This is a genomic window from Dyella koreensis, from assembly GCF_044904565.1.
Classification (GTDB): Bacteria; Pseudomonadota; Gammaproteobacteria; order Xanthomonadales; family Rhodanobacteraceae; genus Dyella_D; species Dyella_D koreensis.
The window spans coordinates 704,598-725,215 of the sequence record NZ_JADIKD010000011.1 but is presented as its reverse complement, the minus strand read 5'-3'; the positions used below and the strand labels follow the sequence as shown (position 1 = coordinate 725,215).

Here is a 20,618-nt window from a genome sequence, read left to right as displayed (position 1 = left end):
GCCCACGCCAAGTACTGAACTCACGTCGGAGGGGAAACCCAGATGTCTATTGATACCGATTTCGAAGTAATCGAAGTAATCCCGGCCTCGCCGGAAGCCCCGGCCGCTTCGGCCGCCACCCCGGCCCCCAAGGCCAAGAAGGCTCGCAAGCCGGCCAAGAAAAAGGCCGCTGCCGCCAAGAAGGCCGCTCCGGCCAAGAAGGCTGCGAAGAAGGTCGCCAAGAAGGCTGCCAAGAAGAAGCCGGCTGCCAAAAAGGCTGCTGCCAAGAAAGCCGTGAAGAAGGCGGCCAAGAAGGCAGGCGCCAAGAAGACGGCCAAGAAAGCCGTCAAGAAGGCAGTGAAGAAGGTCGCCAAGAAAGCCGCTTCCGCCAAGAAGGCAGTGAAGAAGGCCGCAAAGAAAGTCGCCAAGAAGGCCGTGAAAAAGACGGCAAAGAAGGCAGCAAAGAAGGTCAGCAGCAAAAAAACGGCTAAGAAAGCCGTGAAGAAGACGGCCAAGAAGGCCGCCGTTAAAAAGACCGCCAAGAAAGCGGTCAAGAGGTCCACTGCCAGCAAGAAGGCAAGCGTCAAGGTCGCGCGCAAGCCGGCCAAGAAAGTTGCCCGCAAGAAGAAGTAAGTAACACCACGCCCCGGCCCGGCCGTGCGCCGGGCCGGAGCGTTTTCGGCCCGCAGCGCGTCGACACCTCACGCCAACGCAACTGAAAAAAGTACATTCCTATGGCGATCAAGATCGAAAAAAAGATCAAGGGCTACAACGTCGTTAAGCCCGAGGACAAGGCCGCTCCCGCCGCCGCCCCCGCCGCGCCCAAAGAGGCCCCCAAGGCGGAAGTGATCCAGATGCACGAGAGCCTGGAGCGCCCCGAGACGCTCGTTGGCTCCACCTACAAGATCAAGTCGCCGCTGTTTGAGCATGCGTTGTACGTCACCGTCAACGACATCGTGCTCAACGCCGGCACCCAGCACGAACAGCGCCGCCCCTTCGAGATCTTCATCAACTCGAAGAACATGGACCACTTCCAGTGGATCGTGGCGCTCACCCGCATCATCTCCGCCGTCTTCCGCAAAGGCGGCGACGTCACCTTCCTGGTGGAGGAGATGAAGGCCGTATTCGACCCGCGCGGCGGCTACTTCAAGGCCGGCGGCGTCTACATGCCCAGCATCGTCGCCGAGATCGGCGCCGTCATCGAGCAGCACATGAAGATGATCGGCCTCATCCACGACCCGGAGATGGACGAGTCCACCCGCCGCCTCATCGCCGAAAAGCGCGCCGCTTATGAAGCTGGCGCCGCAAAAAAAAACTCTGACGTAAGCGCGGCGCCTGCCGCTGCCACCTCAACCACCGCCGATGCCGGCGAATCCAGCAATGGTTTCCCGCCGGGCGCCACGCTGTGCGCCAAGTGCAATACGAAGGCGCTGGTGTTGATGGATGGATGTCAGACTTGCTTGAATTGTGGTTATAGCAAGTGTGGCTAGTAGGTTTAATTGAGCTCTAGGAGGGATACATGAGCTACGACGGTCGAGCTGTTGCTAACTACATTCTCGACTTCTGCGCCGCAAAGGAACGGCCGGTTACTAACCTTGCATTACAGAAGATTATTTATTTTTGTCACGTCTGGGCGCTAATCGAGCTTCGTCGACCGCTGATAAAACAAGACTTCGAAGCATGGCCCCGCGGGCCGGTGCTTCAGCATCTCTATAGAGAGTTTAAGGATTTCGACAAGCAGCCGATTAACGGGCGCGCCATGCGTATTGACCGCAAGACAGGCAAGTCCGTTGTTGCTGATTATGAATTTGATCCGGAATTAGCAGGTCTGTTGCCGCGAGTGATCGATTTCTATAGTCAGATGCGAGCTGGCGATCTAGTCGAAATTAGTCATGTGGTCGGCGGTCCTTGGGATAGGGTTTGGAATCATTCTTCCCCTGTTAATCCAGGCATGGTCATAGATAACGAGTTAATCGTAGAGTTTTATTCGCAGTATCGTGGTCAATTCTCAGTCCAATAAGGATGGTAGAGAATGGGTAAGGTAAAGGTCCCCTCAATCCAGCATGCGGCCGGTATTTGGGATGCCAATCCCTCTCGGATCGCGAAAAAATTGCTGCACCTTGCCAATAAAAGCCCTCCTTTTAGTTACGCGAATCTCTACAAGCTTGCCTCCGATTTAATGAGGCGTGGTGTGCCTTACGAGCAGGTTGTAGCAGCGGCATCTGGCATAAGACTGCCTCTCGCTAGAAAAAACTATCTTGAGATCCTCCCTTTGCTCCGGGACTACGCGATCAGCGCCGGCAATGTGGTGGTCAATGACGTGGTTCCACGCCCCTACGTTATTGGTAGGGACTTACGAATTTTAGTAAACCCCCCTTTTATGTATTTCAGAGATGAAGAGGCGCACCTTCCATGGTTTGTTTTTTGGAAAACAAACCTCTTCAACGAAAGCCGTCTTAGGCTTTTTGTCACGATGCTGAGAGAGGTCTTTAAGCAGGATCCTGATATTGATGACGCTTCCCTACACTTGGCTGTGTGTAGTGCGGATCCATTGGAAGGAAGGCGGGTCTTGCAGATCCTGGATACGTCGGAGATACCTAGTCTTAGTAGGCCGGAACGAGACGAGATGCTAGGTATCTTTGCCGCTGGATATGCTCAAGCCGTACAAGCGCAAATTGAAGGGCGATCGCCCACGCAAGATTCTGAAGGCGACAGGGACGACGCTGGCGATCAATTCGATCTTTTTGCCTGAAGCTGGCAGCGAAGCCCTGGGCTGGGCAGGTTACACTTTCGGGGCTAGTCCTGCTGGGGCGTCTTTTGACCCCCGAGAAGGCCATTCCATCGATGATTAGAGGCCGAGCTCGCTTACGTTGCGACCCGTTAGGGCCGCTTATGAGCGGCGCGTGAGAGGCGACTCTGATGTCCTGGAATAGTCAGCCAACGCCGCATTGGGGGGGGGCGGCGTTAGTCCTTTTAATTAGAACAATCGAACCTTGTTAAGAGTAGCCCTAAGCGCTCGCAACTTGTCACGATCAAGTCGCTGTTCTTCGCTAAGCTCTTGGGAGAAGGCGAGTGACAGGCGAGGGGGCTTAACGAGTTCGAGGGATGGTGACTCAATTGGTGCGCGTTCCAGGTTGAACGCGAACGACAATTGATCCGTGAGGTTGCGCTTTTCTGTCGTCATGTCGCGCTCCAGTCCTGTCACGTAGCCATCAGGCCTGAGGATACTAATTGCTTTAGTGCCAATGCCTCAAGGGTCGCGATTGCTTCCAGCGTGTCCGTGGTCACAGGTAGGGAATCACGTCGTTGGATCATGCGGCCGGTCCGAGGATCCTTTCTGCCAGCACTGTGTTCTTCAAAGAGTTTGAGGTAGCGAGTAGGGGACACTCCATCAAAGGGTAGGATGCGGACCTTTCCTGTGTCGCTCTCATCCTCAGAAATGGCATCCGAGTGAAGCTTTATAGCCAAGCTTTTGCGATAGGGCTCAATGTAGCGAACTTCGCTTACTCCAGCGGCGATGATGTGACGAGCGCATGAGTGGCACGGGTACGTGGTAACGAACAAACGCGATCCTTGAATTCGATTTCCGTTGCTACGTCCGGCGTTAAGAAGTGCATGTAGCTCCGCATGTACCGCGCGAGAGAATTCTATTAGGCCGCTCAGCTCTTTAGACTTCCTGAGTCTGCTTGCTACGTCGTCAAGCGCTTCTTTTTCTATGATTCCTTCGGCTTGAAGTACGGAGGCCAGCTTGCTCGAGATTTCGGTCTTCTCCTCATCATTGAAGCATTTGCCGCCGTCCTTGTTCCAGCATCGGTGATCGGCCTGCGGTGGTTCAGTCGAACTTGTCGACTCGTAGAGTCCGCCATGCGCGCGAGGTACGTCGTTCCAACCCACGGAAAGCAATCCTCCATCTACATCAGCGATTGCTGCGCCAACTTGCCGTGATAAGCAGGCCGAATTTCTTGCAGCCGAATGCGCGGCATACATGGCTCGCTCTGCATGAGTAGGTGTTACCACTCCGCTACCCATGACAAGATTCAGATATCTTTCGAGGTTAGTTCGTATTTGATCGTCAGTGCCGTCATCGAGGCGAAGAAAAAAATCTGCTCTAGGAAAGACCGCGCGAACGGTTTGGCCGCTAGTGGTTTCTTCGCCCGAATCTCTGTCAATTAGTTGATATACGTCCCCGGTACTTGGATACCTTCGTTTCAGCTCATTTACCCTAAGGGTGATCGGCGTGTATACGCTGATTAAATGGAGCAGGTCTCCATACACTGAGCGAAGAAGTCCGAGTTCCTCATCGTTTTTGATGGAATCAATGATGTGGCAATGGCGAACAACGGGCGAGGGTTCGATCGCGTCACCGCGACCTTCAAACATTTCAGCTTGCTTCTCCTGAGGCCCCTTCTTCTCCGAAGAATCTCTAGCCTCGTTGATGCGCTTAATCGCAAGTTGGGCGAGTACGGAGTTGCCGTGTTTCTTACGCAGTTCGTTGCCAGCCTCGATCAATTCCTTGATGCCGGCTTTGTCGTCAAGATTCTTGTGCTTTCTAATAAATTCGCTAAGCCGAATGGTGTCTACCTTGGGATACCCATGGCTCCGATTTAGTAAGTCACGCAAGATTGCTGCGGCGCGATGTAGCGGGGTTCCCAAGGGACCGCAGAGCGCTATTACTAGTTCAGGCGTATGCGTGTCGGCAATTCGCCTCCGTGCATCGAAGCCCTCGCTGGTATCGGCTTTCTTGGGAAGCGGCAAAACATTAGGTGTTGTCGACATTCCATATCCCCCCTGGTCTGATATTTAGACGCCAAGCCAGCATCGGGCTTGCCTCTAAAAATGTAATGGCCTGTTCAATTTTTATTAAAATGGCCTCAACATGTCAATTGGTGGCATATTCGAGATGGGGTCTTGTCGTTCCTTCTGAGATAAGGGGCGGATTGGGTTGGGCTTTCAGAGATGGCTCTGCCGGTTCTGCACGTTGACTCGGTTCGCCACTGGAGGCAAGTGAGAGCGTCGCTTCGGTATCTCGTCTTTAACGAAACTAAAGCTAATGGGGCGCTAAATACCTGCGAAGAGAAAAAAAGCCAACTCAGGTTGAGCTTTTCTCGTTTTGTGGAAGCTTCTTGCGAATCCCCTAAGCCGTGCCTTCTGGCAGTTGAGCGTCAATCGCGACAGGAACAACCTGCGCTCGAAAGCCACCGTTCTGCCTGGTGGCAAACGTAAGCAACGCAAAAGAGGGCGCAGTCATGCATTCGTCTTTTCGCACGTCGGCGTGGTTTTACTTTGCACTCGCATTCGGTATCGCATGGGTCGCCTGGCTTTTCCCGGTGCTGGCGAGCCGCGGTGTCTTGCAGCTTGGGCAACGAAGAACGGGGTCAGGTTCACTTCCGACGTGGCGAGCGATGAAGAGAGTGGATGCCTGAGAGCATTACGTATTCGCCTGACCCACGGTTTTGAGTGCGATATTCCCGAAGACGGATTATTAGCGATTTACGAATTGCGTCTGCCCACGACCCGCCGCAATCCTGAAGTTAGCCTGCCCTCCGCTCTTCTGACTCCGTTTTTCACGCGTGACGAAAGTACCTTGACATAAAGAAATCCGCGCCCGGATGCTGCGTCATCTCAACGGGGGTGACGTATGCAGCACAGGTATCCGCTTGGGTCGATCGCCGCCACGCTGTCGCTATGGCTGGCATGCATGATTTTTTCCCCTTCCGGTCTTGCCGCCTCGCCGAAGGCCGGCGACATCGTCGTCCAGACCGGCGTAGTGAAGGCTGCGGACGGAACATCCGTTCCGTATGAAGTGGGCACGCTTTATGTGCCAGAAAACCGCCAATCACCCACCAGCCGTCTGATCGGCGTGGGCTTCGCGCGCCTGAAGGCAAAGACGCCCACCGGCGCACCACCCGTGTTCTGGCTACCCGGTGGTCCTGGCCTCAGTGTCCTGGATGCGCTGGAGAGCCCGAGCCCAGCTGCCCGCTCCCGATTGGCCTCGTGGCTGACATACGCCAGCGTCGGCGACTTGGTCGTCATCGAACAGCGCGGCTATACCTTGCGCGGCGAAAAGCTGCAGATCATTGCGCCGGCCCAGCCGCTGGACCGCCCAAGCACCACCGAAGCGGACATCGCGAGCACGATCGCCTTGGCGAAGGCGGCGGTGGCCGCGAATCCGGACAAAGACCTCGCCGGCTACACCATCGCGGCCTGCGCCGAAGACGTGAACGACCTGCGGCGCGCGCTGGGCTACAACCGCATCAGTCTGTTCGGCGGCAGTTTCGGTTCCCAGTGGAGCTTGGCGGTGATGCGTCTGCATCCGGAGATGGTGGCGCGCGCCGTGTTGTCGTCGGTCGAGCCGTTGGACTTCGGCTACGACATGCCCTCACAGGTCTTCGCCTCCATGCAGCGGATCGCCTTCGACGCCGACAAGGATGCGGCGCTAGCGCCGTATCTCCCGAAAGGAGGCCTGATGGCGGCCATCCGCACACTGGAGGAACGCTTTGCCAAAGCGCCGATACGGGTGAAGGTCCGTGGTGCCGATGGAAGCGAGCAGTCCATTGTGCTGGGGCAGCTGGATTTCCAGGGGGCGTTGCTGGAGAAGGCCAGCGATGCGGAAAGCTGGCCGGCTTTCGTCCTGTCGCAGTATTACGACCACCATGAGGATTGGGCGCGCGAGGCCATCGACAGTCGCAAGTCCCAGCCCGTCAAGCTGATTGGACCGCTGATCGATACCAGCTTGGGCGCGACGCCACAGCGCGAATACCTGCTGCGCAATGATCCGGGTGTCGTCATGCTGGGCACTTACGGCTTCGCCAGCTACATCGCTTCCGCGAAGGACTGGCCTACGCCCGACATGGGGGATGCGTTCCGCGCGTTTGCGCGAAGTGACATTCCTGTGTTGCTGGTACATGGCGATTGGGACACATCGACGCCCATCGAAAACATGCTGACGCAGCTGGCGTACTTCCCTCATGGCCACGGCATCGTCGTGCATCGCGGCGGCCACGACGGCACGTTCTACCAGTTGCGTGACGAGCCGGTGGCGAAGAGCGCGGTCTATGCATTTCTGCGGACGGGCGAGCTAAAAGACCTGCCGTCGGAAGTCACATTGCCGGTGCCGACGTTCAAAGTACCGGGATTTCCACCGCCAACGCGGGTCGATTAGTGTCATACCGACGCGTGCAGATGGATAAAGGGAGGGGGCGGGAAAAATAGATAAAGGGAAACCCGGGTCAAGTTGGACTTTCAGGGTTAGCGCTTTCGGAGCTGCACTCTGATCCCTTACCCTGCGGTCTCGCCGACGGAAAGACAGTTGAAAGTGATCCGAAGTGTTTCTCTAACAGGGTGAGGGCGCTCTGATGCGTTTGGCTTCTGTCTGTTTTCTATTTCTCGCGGTGACCGGTTCCGCTGTGGCCTCAAACGGTGCTGTACCTTCTCAGCATGCCGAGAAAGATACGGACAAGTTCGTCAGGCTGACGGAAGCGCTTGAAGCGGACCCTCTCAGGAGTGATGGCAAGGCTGTGCGCGGTTGGCTGATGGAGTGGCTGACGGCAGCACCGGACTATACGGTCACCATTTGCGACATTCTTGGGCCTATCCCCAATGAAGATGGGGTGCCACACGGTCCCGAGTTGCTCATGCAGCAGATGTTCGGCAACGCCGCGTATCAGATCAAAACGCCCGGGAAGACGGACATGTTTTCCCAGCAGCTCGCAGGCATGGAGAGTGTCCTGCGGGCCTACTCCGCCATTCTGGCCAAAGACCCCGGTGCGCACATTCCGTACTTCGATGATTTGCTCGCAAGGCAACGCAATGGCTCGCTCAGGGAATTCATGGCGCTAGTCGTTGGTAAGGGTTGTGCGAAAAAAGATTGATCGAGCGTAAAGAAGGCGGGGTTGGATTGAGCTGGGCCTCGTTTTTTATTTCCGCTTTTGGAAGCTTCTTGCGAATCTTTGTAGCAGTGCCTTCTGGCAGTTGAGCGTCAATCGCTACAGGAACAACCTGCGCCCGAAAGCCACCGTCCTGCCTGGTGGCAAACGTAAGCAACGCAAAAGAGGGCGCAGTCATGCATTCGTCTTTTCGCACGCCGGCGTGGTTCTACTTTGCACTCGCATTCGGTATCGCATGGGTCGCCTGGCTTTTCCCGGCGCTGGCGAGCCGCGGTGTCTTGCAGCTTGGGCAAGGCACACAGTTGATATGTTTGTTTGCCGGCTCCTTTGGTCCTTTTGTGGGTGCCTTCCTGGCGGTCTACCGCGATGGCGGTTGGGCGGCGGTGCGCGAATTCGCCGGCCGAAGCCTGCGCTACCGCATGGGGCTCATCTACTTCCTTAGCGCCGTATTGCTGGTGCCTGTGGCGGCTGGCTTGGCGATGGCGTGGCTAGCCAGTCACGGCGGCCCACCGTTCGCCATCGCTGTGTCCCTGAGCCATCTTCCCTTGCTCTATCTGGAACTCTTCCTTCTCGGTGGTTCCGTCAATGAGGAGTTCGGCTGGTCCTATGCGATCGATCGCCTAGAGCAGAAGTACAGCCTGCTTCCGGCCGCGGCGTTGCTGGGCGTGATCTGGGGCTGCTGGCACATCCCGCTATTTTTCATTGCCGGGCTGACGCAGTCATTCATGCCCTTCTGGGCCTTCCTGATCTTTACCGTCGCGTTCCGCATCGTGATTGTCTGGGGCTACGCAAGCACGCGTAAAAGCATTCTGATTGCGCTGCTCTTTCACACGGCAAGCAACCTCACCTTCAACCTCTATACCGTGGTGGATCGCTCGCCGCAGCGCGATGAGCGTGGCTTTATCGGGCTTGCATTGATCATGCTTGCCGTCTCGCTGCTGGTGGCGATGACTGCGCGCTGCTATCGCCGAGCCGCATCGAATGTGATCGAAACTCTTCAGTAAAGACATTAAGCGCCGAATGCGAACCTCTGAATGGTCTCGGCTTCAGAGTCGAGGAGATCAATAGGGATGGGTGCATTGTCGTGGGCATGTATGCCATCAATCGCGGGCTTGATGGGGCGATCTTCGATAGCCAGGTTCATAACTTCGGCCGCGTTACACGTTGGTTACTGGCGTGCCCGTTCTCCAAAACTTCACGGGGTGGGTGATAGCTAAGGCGCCGGGTGAGGTCTCGCCCTTCAACGGTGTCTACGCTCAGGTCAATCCTTTGCGGATTGGCCTGCATCTTTTTTTGCATGTCGCCGCGTTACTCGCAAAGGAGTGTCTATGACGACGCGAAAAATTTCTTCAGCGCTTATAGCTTTGCCGCTTCTCCTGATGTCGGCCATGGCATCGGCCGATGGTGTGATCGCCAACGGAAGCTTTGAGCAACCCGCGCTATCCGCTGGGAGCTTTCAGTACTCACCTGCAGGGAGCTCTTGGACGTTTGGATCCAATGGAAGCGGGGGCGCCGGTATATCCACCGCCAACAGCGGGTTTACCTCCGGCGCACCCGAGGTCCCCTTGGGAAAGCAGGTTGCCTTCCTACAGAATCAAGGGTTCGTCTCACAGCAGGTGCCTTACTCGAACAACGCGATCCTGACCTTCAATGCAACGCAGCGGGTGAATTACGGGTCGCAGCAGTCCATCCAGGTTCTCGTCAACGGCGTGGCTCAGTCCATTACGCTCGGCAATCGAACGGGAGCGACATCCGTCACCTCCATCACGCCGCCGGCGGATCGCTATAACACGTACGCCGTCAAGCTCAACATGCCGTGCGGCCCAACGGGTTGCCCGAGTACGGTCACAGTCGCGATCGCGGGAACGGTAGCGTCAGGGGATGCAACGGCATTCATCGACACCGCGGATATCACCACGCCATCCAACCATGCCTACGGTCTCTGGGATCCCTCGGCTAGCCTGGCAACCTGGCGCAGCGATTACGCTACCAACACGAACAGCCCTACCTACGGCGTCTGCCTCTTCGCCAGCGCCACCGACCAGACGCAGCGTGCCTGCAAATCACCCAACATCAGCTACCCCAGTTCAAACTGGTACAGCTCATCCGGGTATGCAGCAGGCGGGTATTTCTGGCAGCTCGCGTGGAACGATGAGCCCTATAACTCAGCAACGAATCCCAGTTGTGCATCGGGCCCGCCGGACCAAAGTCTGCCGATGGTGTCGACATTCCGCGCGGCAGGCGCCTATCTGGGCATCCAGGCGATAACCGATCCGTTCGGGTCCAACTACAACAACATCGGCTTCTCTTACGGCACACGGGGAAGCGTCGCCAACGGCTGCATTCCCTACCAGTCGTTTGGTGCCAATGCTCGGCATGGCAATGGCAAGCCAATCGCCTTGATGGACAAAGCGGGAACCTATCGTCCGAAGCTGTCGTTCTACGCGAACCCGGCCGCGAACAACAATGCCGCCGCCATCGGTTGCGCCAGGCTCGTGCTGACCCTCGGCGGGTTCCAGGACAATATCGACCGCTTCCTCTTTGTCGACCTCGACTGTCTAAACATTCCACCCGAGCCGGCGACTTTCTATCCCGGCATATCGTGGAACTGGCCGATCAAAGACTCTTCGTACTACCCAGGAGCGTTGTCGTTGTTCATCGGCACGACGGTAGCGAACAGCCGTTGCGGGCTCAGCCTGCCCACGATGTCGTTGACGAACCCCGGGTCCGGCGGTTTCTACAGCTTCGACATCTACAAGCTGGTGTCCTGCGCCGCCGCCCAGGCACCGGTCGACTACAACGATGGCAGGGGCCCGATCTATCCGTGGTTCGGGTCTGCGCAGCTCACCCAGCTACCTGACCCAGTCATCGTTACCCGGGTGGAATGGGCGCTGGAATCCCAGGACGACAGCACGAATGCGAACTTGGGGGTTTCCTATAGTCGGCCCAACGTGCAGTAGCGCTGAGCTGCGTTAGTGATCTCTCGCTTTGGCGCTGGCTAAGTGTGCTGCCAGCGTCAAAGCGAACGCCGCTGAGCAAAAAGGGGCGAGCGCAGAGTTGTTTTAGCTGCTCTATCTTGGACAAGGATTCGCTGCATGGATGCCCCTGCAATGTCACAGCTTACGGAACGCGGTTGGGGTGCAACTGCACGCCTGGTTCTCGGAGTAACTGGTTCCGTTTTTCTAACCGCCGTCGCCATGCAACCGGGCATGCCCATCCCCGATGCGGTCAAGCTCATGATCCCGATATTCGTGACGATCCTCGCTGCCTTTTGGATCGCCCTGGATACGATTCGTAGCGCAGGTGGCTGGAAGCAGGTGCGCAAGCTGCGCTTGGTGATAGTCACCATGGGAAGTGCGTTGCTGATCGGCGTTGTGAGCTACCTATCTGCGGTAGCTTGCGTCCTTCTCTTCTATTACATGCCGTAGCGACGGGCTGGAGTGAAGGCTCTTGGCAACTAAGGTCTGGACTACACATTTCGCGTGTGTGCTGCAGTCCAATCCCTACAGACGGCCATCTGATCTTTTGCTAGCTTCATCCCGTTGCTCGCGGAGTCTGTCGTACGTCGACGCAAGCAACCATTGCAGCCATGCAGTGTAGAAGCGCGAGCCAGAGGTGTTACGAGCACCCCTGACCCGCTAACCAAACCAACTAAAGGAGAGTTGATATGGCTAAGCCAGATCATACGGTACTCGCTCGCCCGCCGAACCCCTCGGCGACACCCTCACCGATAACCCGGGCGGTTCGCGCTATCAGCGAACACGATTGAGGAACCGCGGCGCTGCCGTTTCCATGCGAATCCACTTAAGCCGTTGCACCCGGCGCGTTGCCGCGTGCCTCGATGGCAAGGGCGGTCGCTGCGATCTACTTCTTCAATCACACCGCACCGGCGCTCAGGCATGAGCCGTCGGTGAGCCCTTGAGTCCTGCGATCGTCCCGCGGCACGTCGTGCCTTACGCATGGTGTGCCGCACCTGGGCGAAACGAACGAGTTCACGCCAAGGAGACACCACCATGGCCGGTATCGCACGCAAGCCACAGCCCGTCGCGTTGCACTACGACCTTCCCGAACACGCGTATCGCCAGCTCAGCGACATTCGTGACGCGCTATGGCAACTCGCTGACCTTGTCGACAGTGCCGATCCCAAGGCGAAGCCGCTGAAGGTGGATGCCAGGCCTGTGTTTGCGTGCTTTGCCAAGTACGCGGAAGAACTCGCCGCGGTTCTGGATAGCTGCCAATGGCGCGAGCCTGGTTGATCGGTGCACCGGGAGTGCGAGTCAGTTCACTTGAGCAGTGAGCGGCGATTCAATATGTTTCACACTTGCTGAGCGCTCTCGGCAAAGGAATGTCTGCCCTTGACCAGGATGGGCGTGCCGAGTCGGCCTGGCTGGCTCTCACGGTCACCGCAAGGAACGTACGATCAGGAGCCACATCATGAAAACGGTCAAGACGCTCGCTATCTCCGCCGCTCTTCTTATCTGTGCAACCGGCGCCATCGCAGCCGACAGCACCAGCCAGATCATCAAGCGCGATGCCCCCAAGGGCATCACCGCCGCATTCTATGTATGTATCGATAAGGCCGGATCCGACACCATCGCCATCGGTTCATGCCTGACTACAGAGAGGCAAACCCAGGATGCGCGGCTCAATGCCGCGTACAAGGCATTGCTCGGGAAGCTCAACGCAAAGGCAAAAGAGCGACTGGTAAGCGCCGAGCGGACATGGCTGGAGTTTCACAGCAAGAGCAGTAGTTTCGAAAGCGCGCTTTACAGCAATGAGGTCGTGGACGACTTGCAAGTGACGGAGAACGAAGTTTTTCGTCTCTGCGAGCGCGCCAACACCTTAGACAAGTATCTGACCATTACGAACGATCAGTAATCACTTCGTTGCTTCGCGGAAGAAGGCCCCGGCTAGGGTAGGCTTATTCCAATTTCGAAAGGCAAATTCATCGTGTTGTTAGGAGCTCACATGCTTGGGAAGCCATTGAATACGACAAGGCGATGCGCGCTTCGCGCGCCTGTCCTTCTCGGTCTTGTGTTCGCGCTGATCGTAGCGGTGCCATATGGGGCGTCCGCCGCTTCGGCTCCACAGCAGGAGACAGGGAACGCTATAGCTCATGACTACGATCTGCAGGATGCCCGGCTCAATGCTGCTTACCGGAAGCTCGTTGGATCGCTGGATGTCGCGCAGCGAAAGGCGCTTCGTGATGAGGAGAGGCAATGGATTGCTGCGCGCGACAAGGTATGCGGTAAAGGCGCCGTGCCAGGGGGCGCCGTAAAGAACGCATGTGCTGTCGCGAAGACGTCTGAGCGAGCGGACGAGTTGGAGCGACGGGTATCGGGTGCGTCAGTAGTGGATTTTGATGGATCTTTCGGCTATCGAAGCGACTGCAACTCTGGGCACTACGTCGAGTTCGCTATCAAAGATGGCGGGCCGAATTTCTCCGGAACCTGGTCTGACGGCACCAGGGTAGGTGGTGATTTCGGTGATTTCAGCGGGCAGGTGCGAGAGGGCAAGCTCTATGTTCGCTTCTGCACCGCTGGTGGGGGTCAAAAGGGATTGCCGCTATGTCCATCGTTCCCCGAACAAGAGGGCGCCTATTTCGTTTCAGAACGAGGGGCGCTTACGTGGTATCGGCCGGTTGGTACGGGTGCCTCGCGTACCTTTGAAAAGTACCTTGTGTTGCATCGTGTGGATCACGGTGCGAAAGCACCGCTGGATACGCAGTGTTCCGAAGATAACTGAAGAGACACATAGTCAAGGACGAAGTTATGGCCAGCATCACAGACAACGAAGCTAGAGCGCTCATCTATTTCGCGATCGGGGTTACCTCGGAAGGGTCCGATCGTTCATATCAACTGGCTTTCGCCGGCAACGTGCGCCCCGATGAACACGGCGCCATGAAGATGCACCCGAAGGGAAACAGCGGATACACCATCGGTACCTTGCAAACAGACCTCGGGCAGCATAAAGAAGCGGCTGGTCCGCTTGCTGACGCATTCCAGGACTGGGCGCGTGCCAAACACCCCGACTGGGTGCTTACTGGCGCGCAGCGGAACCAGGCCGTTGCTGATCTATCCCGCGATGGAAATGACATTAAGGATCAGAACGGGCGCCCGATGGATGCAACTGTAAAGGCGCATCTAGATCGATTTCTGGAAAGCGATGCCGGTGTGTCGTTCGTGCACCAACACGATATGGCTCAGACCAACAGGCTTATGAGTCGCGTGGTAGCTCCGTTGCGCGAAACGACGCTTTTTCAGCAGGCATCGATTGAAGATCAGGAGAAGATGATCGCCATCACGGCAAAAGCGTTCAATCAGAACGAGGTCATTGGTGGCGGTGTTCTGACACGTATCAAGAACGGCTCGTATCACAGCGTGACTGATGTCAGTGGTGCCATCGATCACTACCCCGACTATATGCAGTCGGGGCGGAATGACGCTCTGCGCGGAACACAATTATTTCGCGATCTGCAGAACACTGCGCCGGATCATCCGCTGCATCAGGCCTGGGAAAGCGTCAAAGCGGATCCCTTGGTGAACCCTACGCAGCTCGGAAACGACTCGGCACATGCGCAACTTCCGCATGAGTATGCCGTTATGAAAGATGCTTTCGTTGATCCCGCGCACGCGCGACCAATGATCCAAGCGCTGAGTCAGGGAGGTTCATATGCGAAGACCGCGAACGGACGTGGCTTCTACGCAGAAGGGCAAGACCTGGTGGTATGGGATCGCGCGGGCAATGGCCATGCATTGGTCAATGGGCAGTGGGGCCAGATCAACAGTCAGGACATCTCGATTGCCTCCAATCGAGACCACACGCTGGATCTCAACGTAAAGCGAGATGGTGTTGAAGAGCGCCTTTTGCACGTAACCCATCCAGCGGCTGCTCGCTCTACATCCGCACATTCGGTTGCTGCCGGCGATCATGTTCAGCACCCCGGCACCTTGCGCGAACACGATCGAGGTTCGGAGGTTGGCGCATTGCAAACCAAGCTCGGTGGGCTCGGCTATAGCGACGCTCGTGGAAATCCACTCGTCGCGGATAACGACTTTGGCTCGTCCACCAAAGTCGCCGTCGAAGCCTTCCAGCGCGATCACGGCCTGAAATCCGATGGCATCGCCGGCCCCGCAACGCTCAAGGCTATCGAAGAGCAAACGCAGGCTCTCGCTCAGGCAAAAAGCAGCGCTAACCAATGGCAGTGTCCGGTGCGTCTGGACGATTCGGCGCATCCCGACAACGCCTTCTATCTCAAGACGCGCGAGCTGGTTCACCAACTCGATCAGCAGAATGGCCGCACACCGGATCAGCGCAGCGATCAACTAGCCTCGGCCTTGACTGTTTCAGGTCGTGCCAGCGGCTTGCAGCGGATCGATCAGATCGCCCTGAGCGAAGACGCTAGTGCGTTATGGGGTGCGCAGCGCCCGCCGGGTGTGCGCGATCATTTCTTCGATCAACACTGCAAAGTGAACACTATGCAGGCTTTGAACACCTCGATGGAGCAAAGCGGCGCGCAGTGGCCGCAGGCCATGCAGCAGTTTCAGCATCAGGAACAGGCTCAGAAACAGCAGCAGGTCCAGCAGCAGGATCAGGCGATGCAGCAACAGGCGGCCCAGGGGGCACAGATCACTCGCTAATGAGCTGATGAGAGCAATGGGGCTGCCGTGGCTGGGAGCCCCTCTACAGGAAATCTGCCGACAAAGGGGGGGGGGCTTTTCTGGTCGGAAAGTATCGGTAGTGAACCTGCACCCGCTTTTCATTGTGATCAGTAGACCGAAACAGACGGCCGATGATGGCCTTCACTGTCACGGCTGACCACGGTGTCTACAAGGGCGCAGCCGCCGAAGATGGCACTCTGAAGTCAATGCGCATTGCCCCGGGCATAAATCGCGCGCGCGTTCTCACTTCCCATTTACGCCATCCTTTGACATGCTGTTCACTTAGTGCCGCCCTGCAATCGCTGTATGTAAGAGCACCATAGCTGTAACGAAAGCGTGCAAAATGGATGGAAGTACGTGGTGAAGGATCGCCACGCGCACTCAGGAATGAGACTCGCCAGCTTAAGGAAGCAAGGATGATCACCAAGGAATGGTGCAGCTACCTGCCTGCTGGGCAGGTACGCCTCCCCACACAAAGCCTCTTTCGCTACTTCCCCTTCCGCATGGCGGGGTGGACATCCCGCGAACGGCTTTCCCTCTATACCGCCCGCTCATCTTTCGATGCCTTCCATGACACGTTCATCTCGTGGCATCGATTTACCCGTATTTCCCGTATTTAATGGAGAACTTCATGGCAAGGAAAGCGAAACAAAGTCTGTCGCTTGATGACTGCGCGCCCTCGCTCAGTCGCACGTTGATGGAGCGAATGACAGCGTTGATTGCGTGCATTTTTCTCGTGCTAGGGGCTTCTTTGGCCCATGCGCAAGACGACCCTGATCCGTACACGTACACCATCGCTGGTGGCGATGGAACGGTATACGCGCATGCAGACGACGCATGTCAGGCCGCTTATTCGGACGACGTCGCGTTAATTCATCAGAACACGCCAGGAAGCAGCGCTTACACGGTAAACATCCTTCCTTACCAATCGCCGATCTTCAATGCGGCGAACTCAAATCCGCCGAAACTGATGTACTACGCCTGCACCACCTCATATCAGCTCATTTATACGGCGAATGGTCACGTTGAGGATTTGCAGTTTAGCCATCTCATTAAGGGTGTACAGAAGGATACTCCCTGTCCTGACGGTCAGATCAAAAATGAATTTACTGGGAAGTGCGAGAACCCCAATGAGGATCAGGACCGCAAGGAGGTCGGCGATCCTTCGGACTTGCCGCTCGGAGGCGTCATTACCTGCGCTGGCAATCCTGTCAGCATTGCATCGGGAAATAAGTTCCAGGTCGAGAAAGATTTTCGCGATGCCAATGGCGAGCTAGCATTCGAGCGCTATTACAACGGCTACAGCCGTGCTTGGACGCACAGCTATGGCATGACGCTGGCTATCAACGGCAATACGCTGCTTCTCACGTCTGACGATGGTCGCTCTTCCATTTTCACTTTGACCAACGGCGTGCCAGTCGGCGAACCAACAGAGCAAGGAAGTCTTCGGCAGGGCAACCAACAGTGGATCTACACCGCCGCAGATAACACGATCTATACGTTCGATGCGATGGGTTTTCTCGTGCGCAAACAGCTCGCCGACGGGCGCGCGCAAACCATCACCTACACGTTTCAGGCGCCCAGTAAAATGAAATTCACCGTCACTGATTCGGGTGGACGGACGCTTCAGTACGTCACGAGTTGGTACCGGGGCCCGCTCGAAAGCCTGACGACGGGTGGCATGACCATCACCTATACGACCGCCGGTGCAACGTACCTCATCACCAAGGCCGTGAAGTCATGGGGTGACCACACCACCACTCGAAGCTATGTCTACGAAGACGCGAACAATCTCGATCTTCTGACTGGCATCATCGATGAGCGCGGTGTTCGCTTCGCCACCTGGCACTACGACAGCCAAGGTAGGGCCATATCGAGCGAGCATGCCAATGGGGCGGAAAAGGTTTCCTTGGCCTATCAGGACGATGGCTCGGTGGTGGTGACCAACGCTCTAGGTCACAACGTCACGTACCGATATCAGGTTATTCAGGGCATAAAGCGCGTCACCGCCATTGAAGGCGAGCCCGCAGCCGGGTGTCCGGCTAGCAACAGCACGTACACGTATACAGCGCGAGGACAGGTTGAAACCAAAACCGACGCCTTGGGTACGGTGACTGCCTACGAGTACGACACGATGGGCCGTGAGACCAAGCGTGTGGAAGCAAAGGGAACACCTCAGGAGCGCACGACGACGACGACCTGGGACGCCACGCGCTTTCTTCCGCTGACGGTCACTATGCCAGACCGTGTGACGACGTATACCTACGACGACCTGGGACGCCAGCTTTCAACCAGCGTCCACGCTATCAAGGAATGATCGACATGAAGAAAAGGATGCTTTGCAGTCTTATCGCGCTGAGCTTGTCCGCGATTACGGCTCATGCCACCACACCCGACCGGACCACGACGAACACTTACAATGCGCAAGGGTTACTCCAGAGCGTCGATGGTCCGCGTACGGACGTCAACGACGTTACGCACTACACCTACGATACGTCGGGCCGCTTGGCGACCATCACGGATGCGCTGGGGCACGTGACGAGCTACGACACGTACGACATGTACGGCAATCCGGGGCGATCGATCGACCCGAATGGTGTCGTATCCGTCATGACCTATACGCCGGAAGGTTGGCCGTTGACGCTCACACGCGACAGCACGGGAGCGCCATCCACGACCACGCTGACGCACGACGCGATTGGCAACATCACACAATCCAAGGATGCCGATGGCGTAATCACCAGTTACACCTACGACGATGCCGGCCGCCTGACGGACATCGCGGATGCCGTGGGCAACCGCATCCATTACACCTTGGACGCGGCCGGGAATCGCCTCAAGGAAGAGACCTTCGATAGTAGCAACACCTTGAAACGGTCCGCCTCACGTACGTACAGCAGCCTCAGCCAGGTGTTGACGGTCGTCGATGCCTTTAACCGGACCATCCTCAACTTCAACTATCCCGATGGTTATGATGCAGCGGGCAACCCCGTCCATAGTTCCGATGCGGCAGGCATCCAGCGTAAGCGGGGGTACGACGCATTGCATCGCCTCGTCAGCACCATCGACAACTACAACGGCACCGACACGGCGACCAAGGACACGCAGAGCGTGTCGTCCTATGACGCCAGCGACCATCTGGAAGGCGTAGGCGATCCCGACGGCCTGAATACGATTTATAGCTACAACGGCCTCGATGATCTGAAGTCCGTTCAGAGCCCGGATGCCGGTACAACCAGCTACGTCTATGACACTGCGGGCAATGCCATCCAGCGCACCGATGCCAAAGGCATCACCAGCACGAGCACCTTCGACGCGCTCAATCGCCGAACGGCCACGACCTACAGTGACAGCTCGCTCAACGTCGCCTACTTCTACGACGAACCCAACAGCACCACGGGCTGTGTCACCTCCGCGCCGATCGGTCGGCTGACCCGCATCGTCGAAAACGCGGTGACGACCTCCTATTGCTATGACACCCGCGGCAACGTGGTGCAGAAGCGCCAGACGCAGGGCACCCAGACCGACACCATCGGTTACAGCTACTCCCTGGCGGGGCGCCTTGCCAGCACCCTGACGCCTAGCGGCACTTCGGTGCAATACAGTCGCGATGCCGCCGGCCGGATCAGCAGCGTAACGGCATTGCCATCCGGTGCCACGGGGGCGGGCACAGGAAATACCGTCAGCAACATTGTCTACCTGCCGTTCGGCCCCGTCACCAGCTACACCTTGGGCAATGGGCAGACGATAACGCGCGCGTACGACGCCAACTACGCGTTGACCGACGTCACCAGCTCTGCGCTCAACCTGCATTTCGCGCATGACGCCATGGGCAACATCACCGCCCTGGGGAACAACGCTGGCGCCAACCCTGCCACCGAGACCTACAGCTACGATCCGTTGTATCGCCTCACGGGTGTTTCTAGTCCCAGCGGCACCGCCATCGAGGCCTATACTTATAGCAAGACAGGCGACCGCCTCAGCAAGACCAGCGCCGGCCTGGCCACGGGCACCTACGGCTACCAGGCCAACACCCATTGGCTCACCAGCATTGGCACAAGCGCTCGCAGCTATGACGCCAACGGCAACACCACGGGCAATTCCAGTGGCGGGGAAACTTTTGGCTATGGGTACAACGAGCGGAACCGGCTGACGGTCGTACAACGGAACGGCCAAACCGTCGCGACCTATGTCTACAACGCTGCCGGTCAGCGCATCGCAAAGGCCGCTACCTTTCCTCAATCCGTCAACCTACGCTTCGCCTATGACGAAAACAGTCAACTCATGGGAGAGTACGGGAGTACGAACAGAGACTACATCTGGCTAGGCGATATGCCGGTGGCCGTGGTGGACACCACCGGAACGGCAAGCACGGTGAACTTCGTTCATGCCGATGGGCTCAATACACCCCGTGCCGTCACCGACGCCAATGGAACCACCATCTGGCAATGGGACCTCCAGGGCAATCCGTTCGGCGAGCAGTCACCGATAGCTCCTACGGGATACGTCTTCAATCTTCGCCTTCCGGGGCAATACCACGATGTCGAATCCGGATTAGCTTATAACGGAAACCGCGATTACGAAGCAGCAATTGGACGCTATGTCCAAAGCGATCCAATAGGGCTCCGCGGCGGACTAAACACCTACGCCTATGTGGGCGGAAACCCGTTGAGTCGGGTAGATCCTCTAGGTCTCCGCGTTACCTTTGCTGGGGATCTTGATACACAGAGAGCTCTGCACACTGCGTACGACTGCGTAGGAAGCACCGCTTATGGTGCGGCCCTCATTTACGCCCTTGTGATGTCGCCAGTTGAATATACAATTGCAAATGAAAAGGCTAACGATGCTTACTTTTCACCACGCACCAATACGATAAGCGTCGATCCGAATTTTCACCCGTTAACGCTGGTCGACGTCGGTCTAACATTGGATGAGCAATCCGCCCCGACTAGTGCAATCCTGGGTCACGAAATTGGCCACGCCGCCACAAGGATTCGCGATACAGGCCCGGGAAATATGGATAACGTGATTTCCAACGAAAACCCTATCCGATCAGAGCTTGGACTCCCACCTCGGGTGGCCTATTAAGTGC

Annotated in this window: 18 protein-coding genes; 17 read left to right on the top strand and 1 reads right to left on the bottom strand. The window is 57.1% G+C overall.

The genetic code is table 11. The features are described from left to right. Positions 1 to 42: 42 nt before the first annotated feature. The 4 genes from ISS97_RS15270 (at position 43) to ISS97_RS15255 (ending at position 2,731) form a co-directional block, all read left to right on the top strand. Positions 43 to 612, top strand: coding sequence for a hypothetical protein (locus ISS97_RS15270; RefSeq protein ID WP_379985562.1), 570 nt, complete (start codon positions 43 to 45; stop codon positions 610 to 612). A 101-nt stretch (positions 613 to 713) separates the two neighbouring features. Beyond that, positions 714 to 1,469, top strand: a complete 756-nt coding sequence (locus ISS97_RS15265; protein WP_379985563.1) for a TSCPD domain-containing protein — start codon at positions 714 to 716, stop codon at positions 1,467 to 1,469. A 29-nt stretch (positions 1,470 to 1,498) separates the two neighbouring features. Beyond that, entirely contained in the window at positions 1,499 to 1,999 is a 501-nt protein-coding gene (locus ISS97_RS15260; RefSeq protein WP_379985564.1) for a Panacea domain-containing protein, read from the top strand. 12 nt (positions 2,000 to 2,011) lie between these two features. Continuing rightward, complete coding sequence (locus ISS97_RS15255; protein WP_379985565.1) at positions 2,012 to 2,731, top strand: hypothetical protein; 720 nt, start codon at positions 2,012 to 2,014, stop codon at positions 2,729 to 2,731. Between the two features lie 449 nt (positions 2,732 to 3,180). Here ISS97_RS15255 and ISS97_RS15250 read toward each other — a convergent pair whose 3' ends face one another. Beyond that, positions 3,181 to 4,755, bottom strand: a complete 1,575-nt coding sequence (locus ISS97_RS15250) for an anti-phage dCTP deaminase (protein ID WP_379985566.1) — start codon at positions 4,753 to 4,755, stop codon at positions 3,181 to 3,183. Positions 4,756 to 5,089: 334 nt separating this feature from the next. Between ISS97_RS15250 and ISS97_RS15245 the strand changes: the two genes are divergently transcribed. The 13 genes from ISS97_RS15245 (at position 5,090) to ISS97_RS15185 (ending at position 20,614) form a co-directional block, all read left to right on the top strand. Further along, the gene (locus ISS97_RS15245) at positions 5,090 to 5,572 is read left to right on the top strand and encodes a hypothetical protein (RefSeq protein WP_379985567.1); all 483 of its coding nucleotides are present in this window, start codon (positions 5,090 to 5,092) and stop codon (positions 5,570 to 5,572) included. Positions 5,573 to 5,617: 45 nt separating this feature from the next. Continuing rightward, positions 5,618 to 7,141 carry an alpha/beta hydrolase gene (locus ISS97_RS15240; protein ID WP_379985568.1) on the top strand — a complete coding sequence of 508 codons (1,524 nt, stop codon included), beginning with the start codon at positions 5,618 to 5,620 and terminating at the stop codon, positions 7,139 to 7,141. Positions 7,142 to 7,334: 193 nt separating this feature from the next. Continuing rightward, positions 7,335 to 7,850: a hypothetical protein gene (locus ISS97_RS15235; RefSeq protein ID WP_379985569.1), complete on the top strand. Its 516-nt coding sequence runs from the start codon at positions 7,335 to 7,337 to the stop codon at positions 7,848 to 7,850. A 191-nt stretch (positions 7,851 to 8,041) separates the two neighbouring features. Further along, positions 8,042 to 8,869, top strand: coding sequence for a CPBP family glutamic-type intramembrane protease (locus tag ISS97_RS15230; RefSeq protein WP_379985570.1), 828 nt, complete (start codon positions 8,042 to 8,044; stop codon positions 8,867 to 8,869). A gap of 324 nt (positions 8,870 to 9,193) precedes the next feature. After that, on the top strand, positions 9,194 to 10,825 hold the full coding sequence (locus ISS97_RS15225; protein ID WP_379985571.1) for a hypothetical protein: 1,632 nt from the start codon (positions 9,194 to 9,196) through the stop codon (positions 10,823 to 10,825). Between the two features lie 135 nt (positions 10,826 to 10,960). Beyond that, complete coding sequence (locus tag ISS97_RS15220; RefSeq protein ID WP_379985572.1) at positions 10,961 to 11,293, top strand: hypothetical protein; 333 nt, start codon at positions 10,961 to 10,963, stop codon at positions 11,291 to 11,293. A 585-nt stretch (positions 11,294 to 11,878) separates the two neighbouring features. Then, entirely contained in the window at positions 11,879 to 12,121 is a 243-nt protein-coding gene (locus tag ISS97_RS15215; protein WP_379985573.1) for an XAC0095 family protein, read from the top strand. 178 nt (positions 12,122 to 12,299) lie between these two features. Next, the gene (locus ISS97_RS15210) at positions 12,300 to 12,743 is read left to right on the top strand and encodes a lysozyme inhibitor LprI family protein (RefSeq protein ID WP_379985574.1); all 444 of its coding nucleotides are present in this window, start codon (positions 12,300 to 12,302) and stop codon (positions 12,741 to 12,743) included. A gap of 90 nt (positions 12,744 to 12,833) precedes the next feature. After that, positions 12,834 to 13,610: a lysozyme inhibitor LprI family protein gene (locus ISS97_RS15205; protein WP_379985575.1), complete on the top strand. Its 777-nt coding sequence runs from the start codon at positions 12,834 to 12,836 to the stop codon at positions 13,608 to 13,610. 26 nt (positions 13,611 to 13,636) lie between these two features. Continuing rightward, positions 13,637 to 15,505: an XVIPCD domain-containing protein gene (locus ISS97_RS15200; RefSeq protein ID WP_379985576.1), complete on the top strand. Its 1,869-nt coding sequence runs from the start codon at positions 13,637 to 13,639 to the stop codon at positions 15,503 to 15,505. Between the two features lie 437 nt (positions 15,506 to 15,942). Continuing rightward, the gene (locus ISS97_RS15195; RefSeq protein ID WP_379985577.1) at positions 15,943 to 16,146 is read left to right on the top strand and encodes a hypothetical protein; all 204 of its coding nucleotides are present in this window, start codon (positions 15,943 to 15,945) and stop codon (positions 16,144 to 16,146) included. Between the two features lie 11 nt (positions 16,147 to 16,157). After that, a complete protein-coding gene (locus ISS97_RS15190; RefSeq protein WP_379985578.1) occupies positions 16,158 to 17,843 on the top strand; it encodes a DUF6531 domain-containing protein in 1,686 nt (561 codons plus the stop codon). 5 nt (positions 17,844 to 17,848) lie between these two features. Next, a complete protein-coding gene (locus ISS97_RS15185; protein ID WP_379985579.1) occupies positions 17,849 to 20,614 on the top strand; it encodes an RHS repeat-associated core domain-containing protein in 2,766 nt (921 codons plus the stop codon). Positions 20,615 to 20,618: the final 4 nt, after the last annotated feature.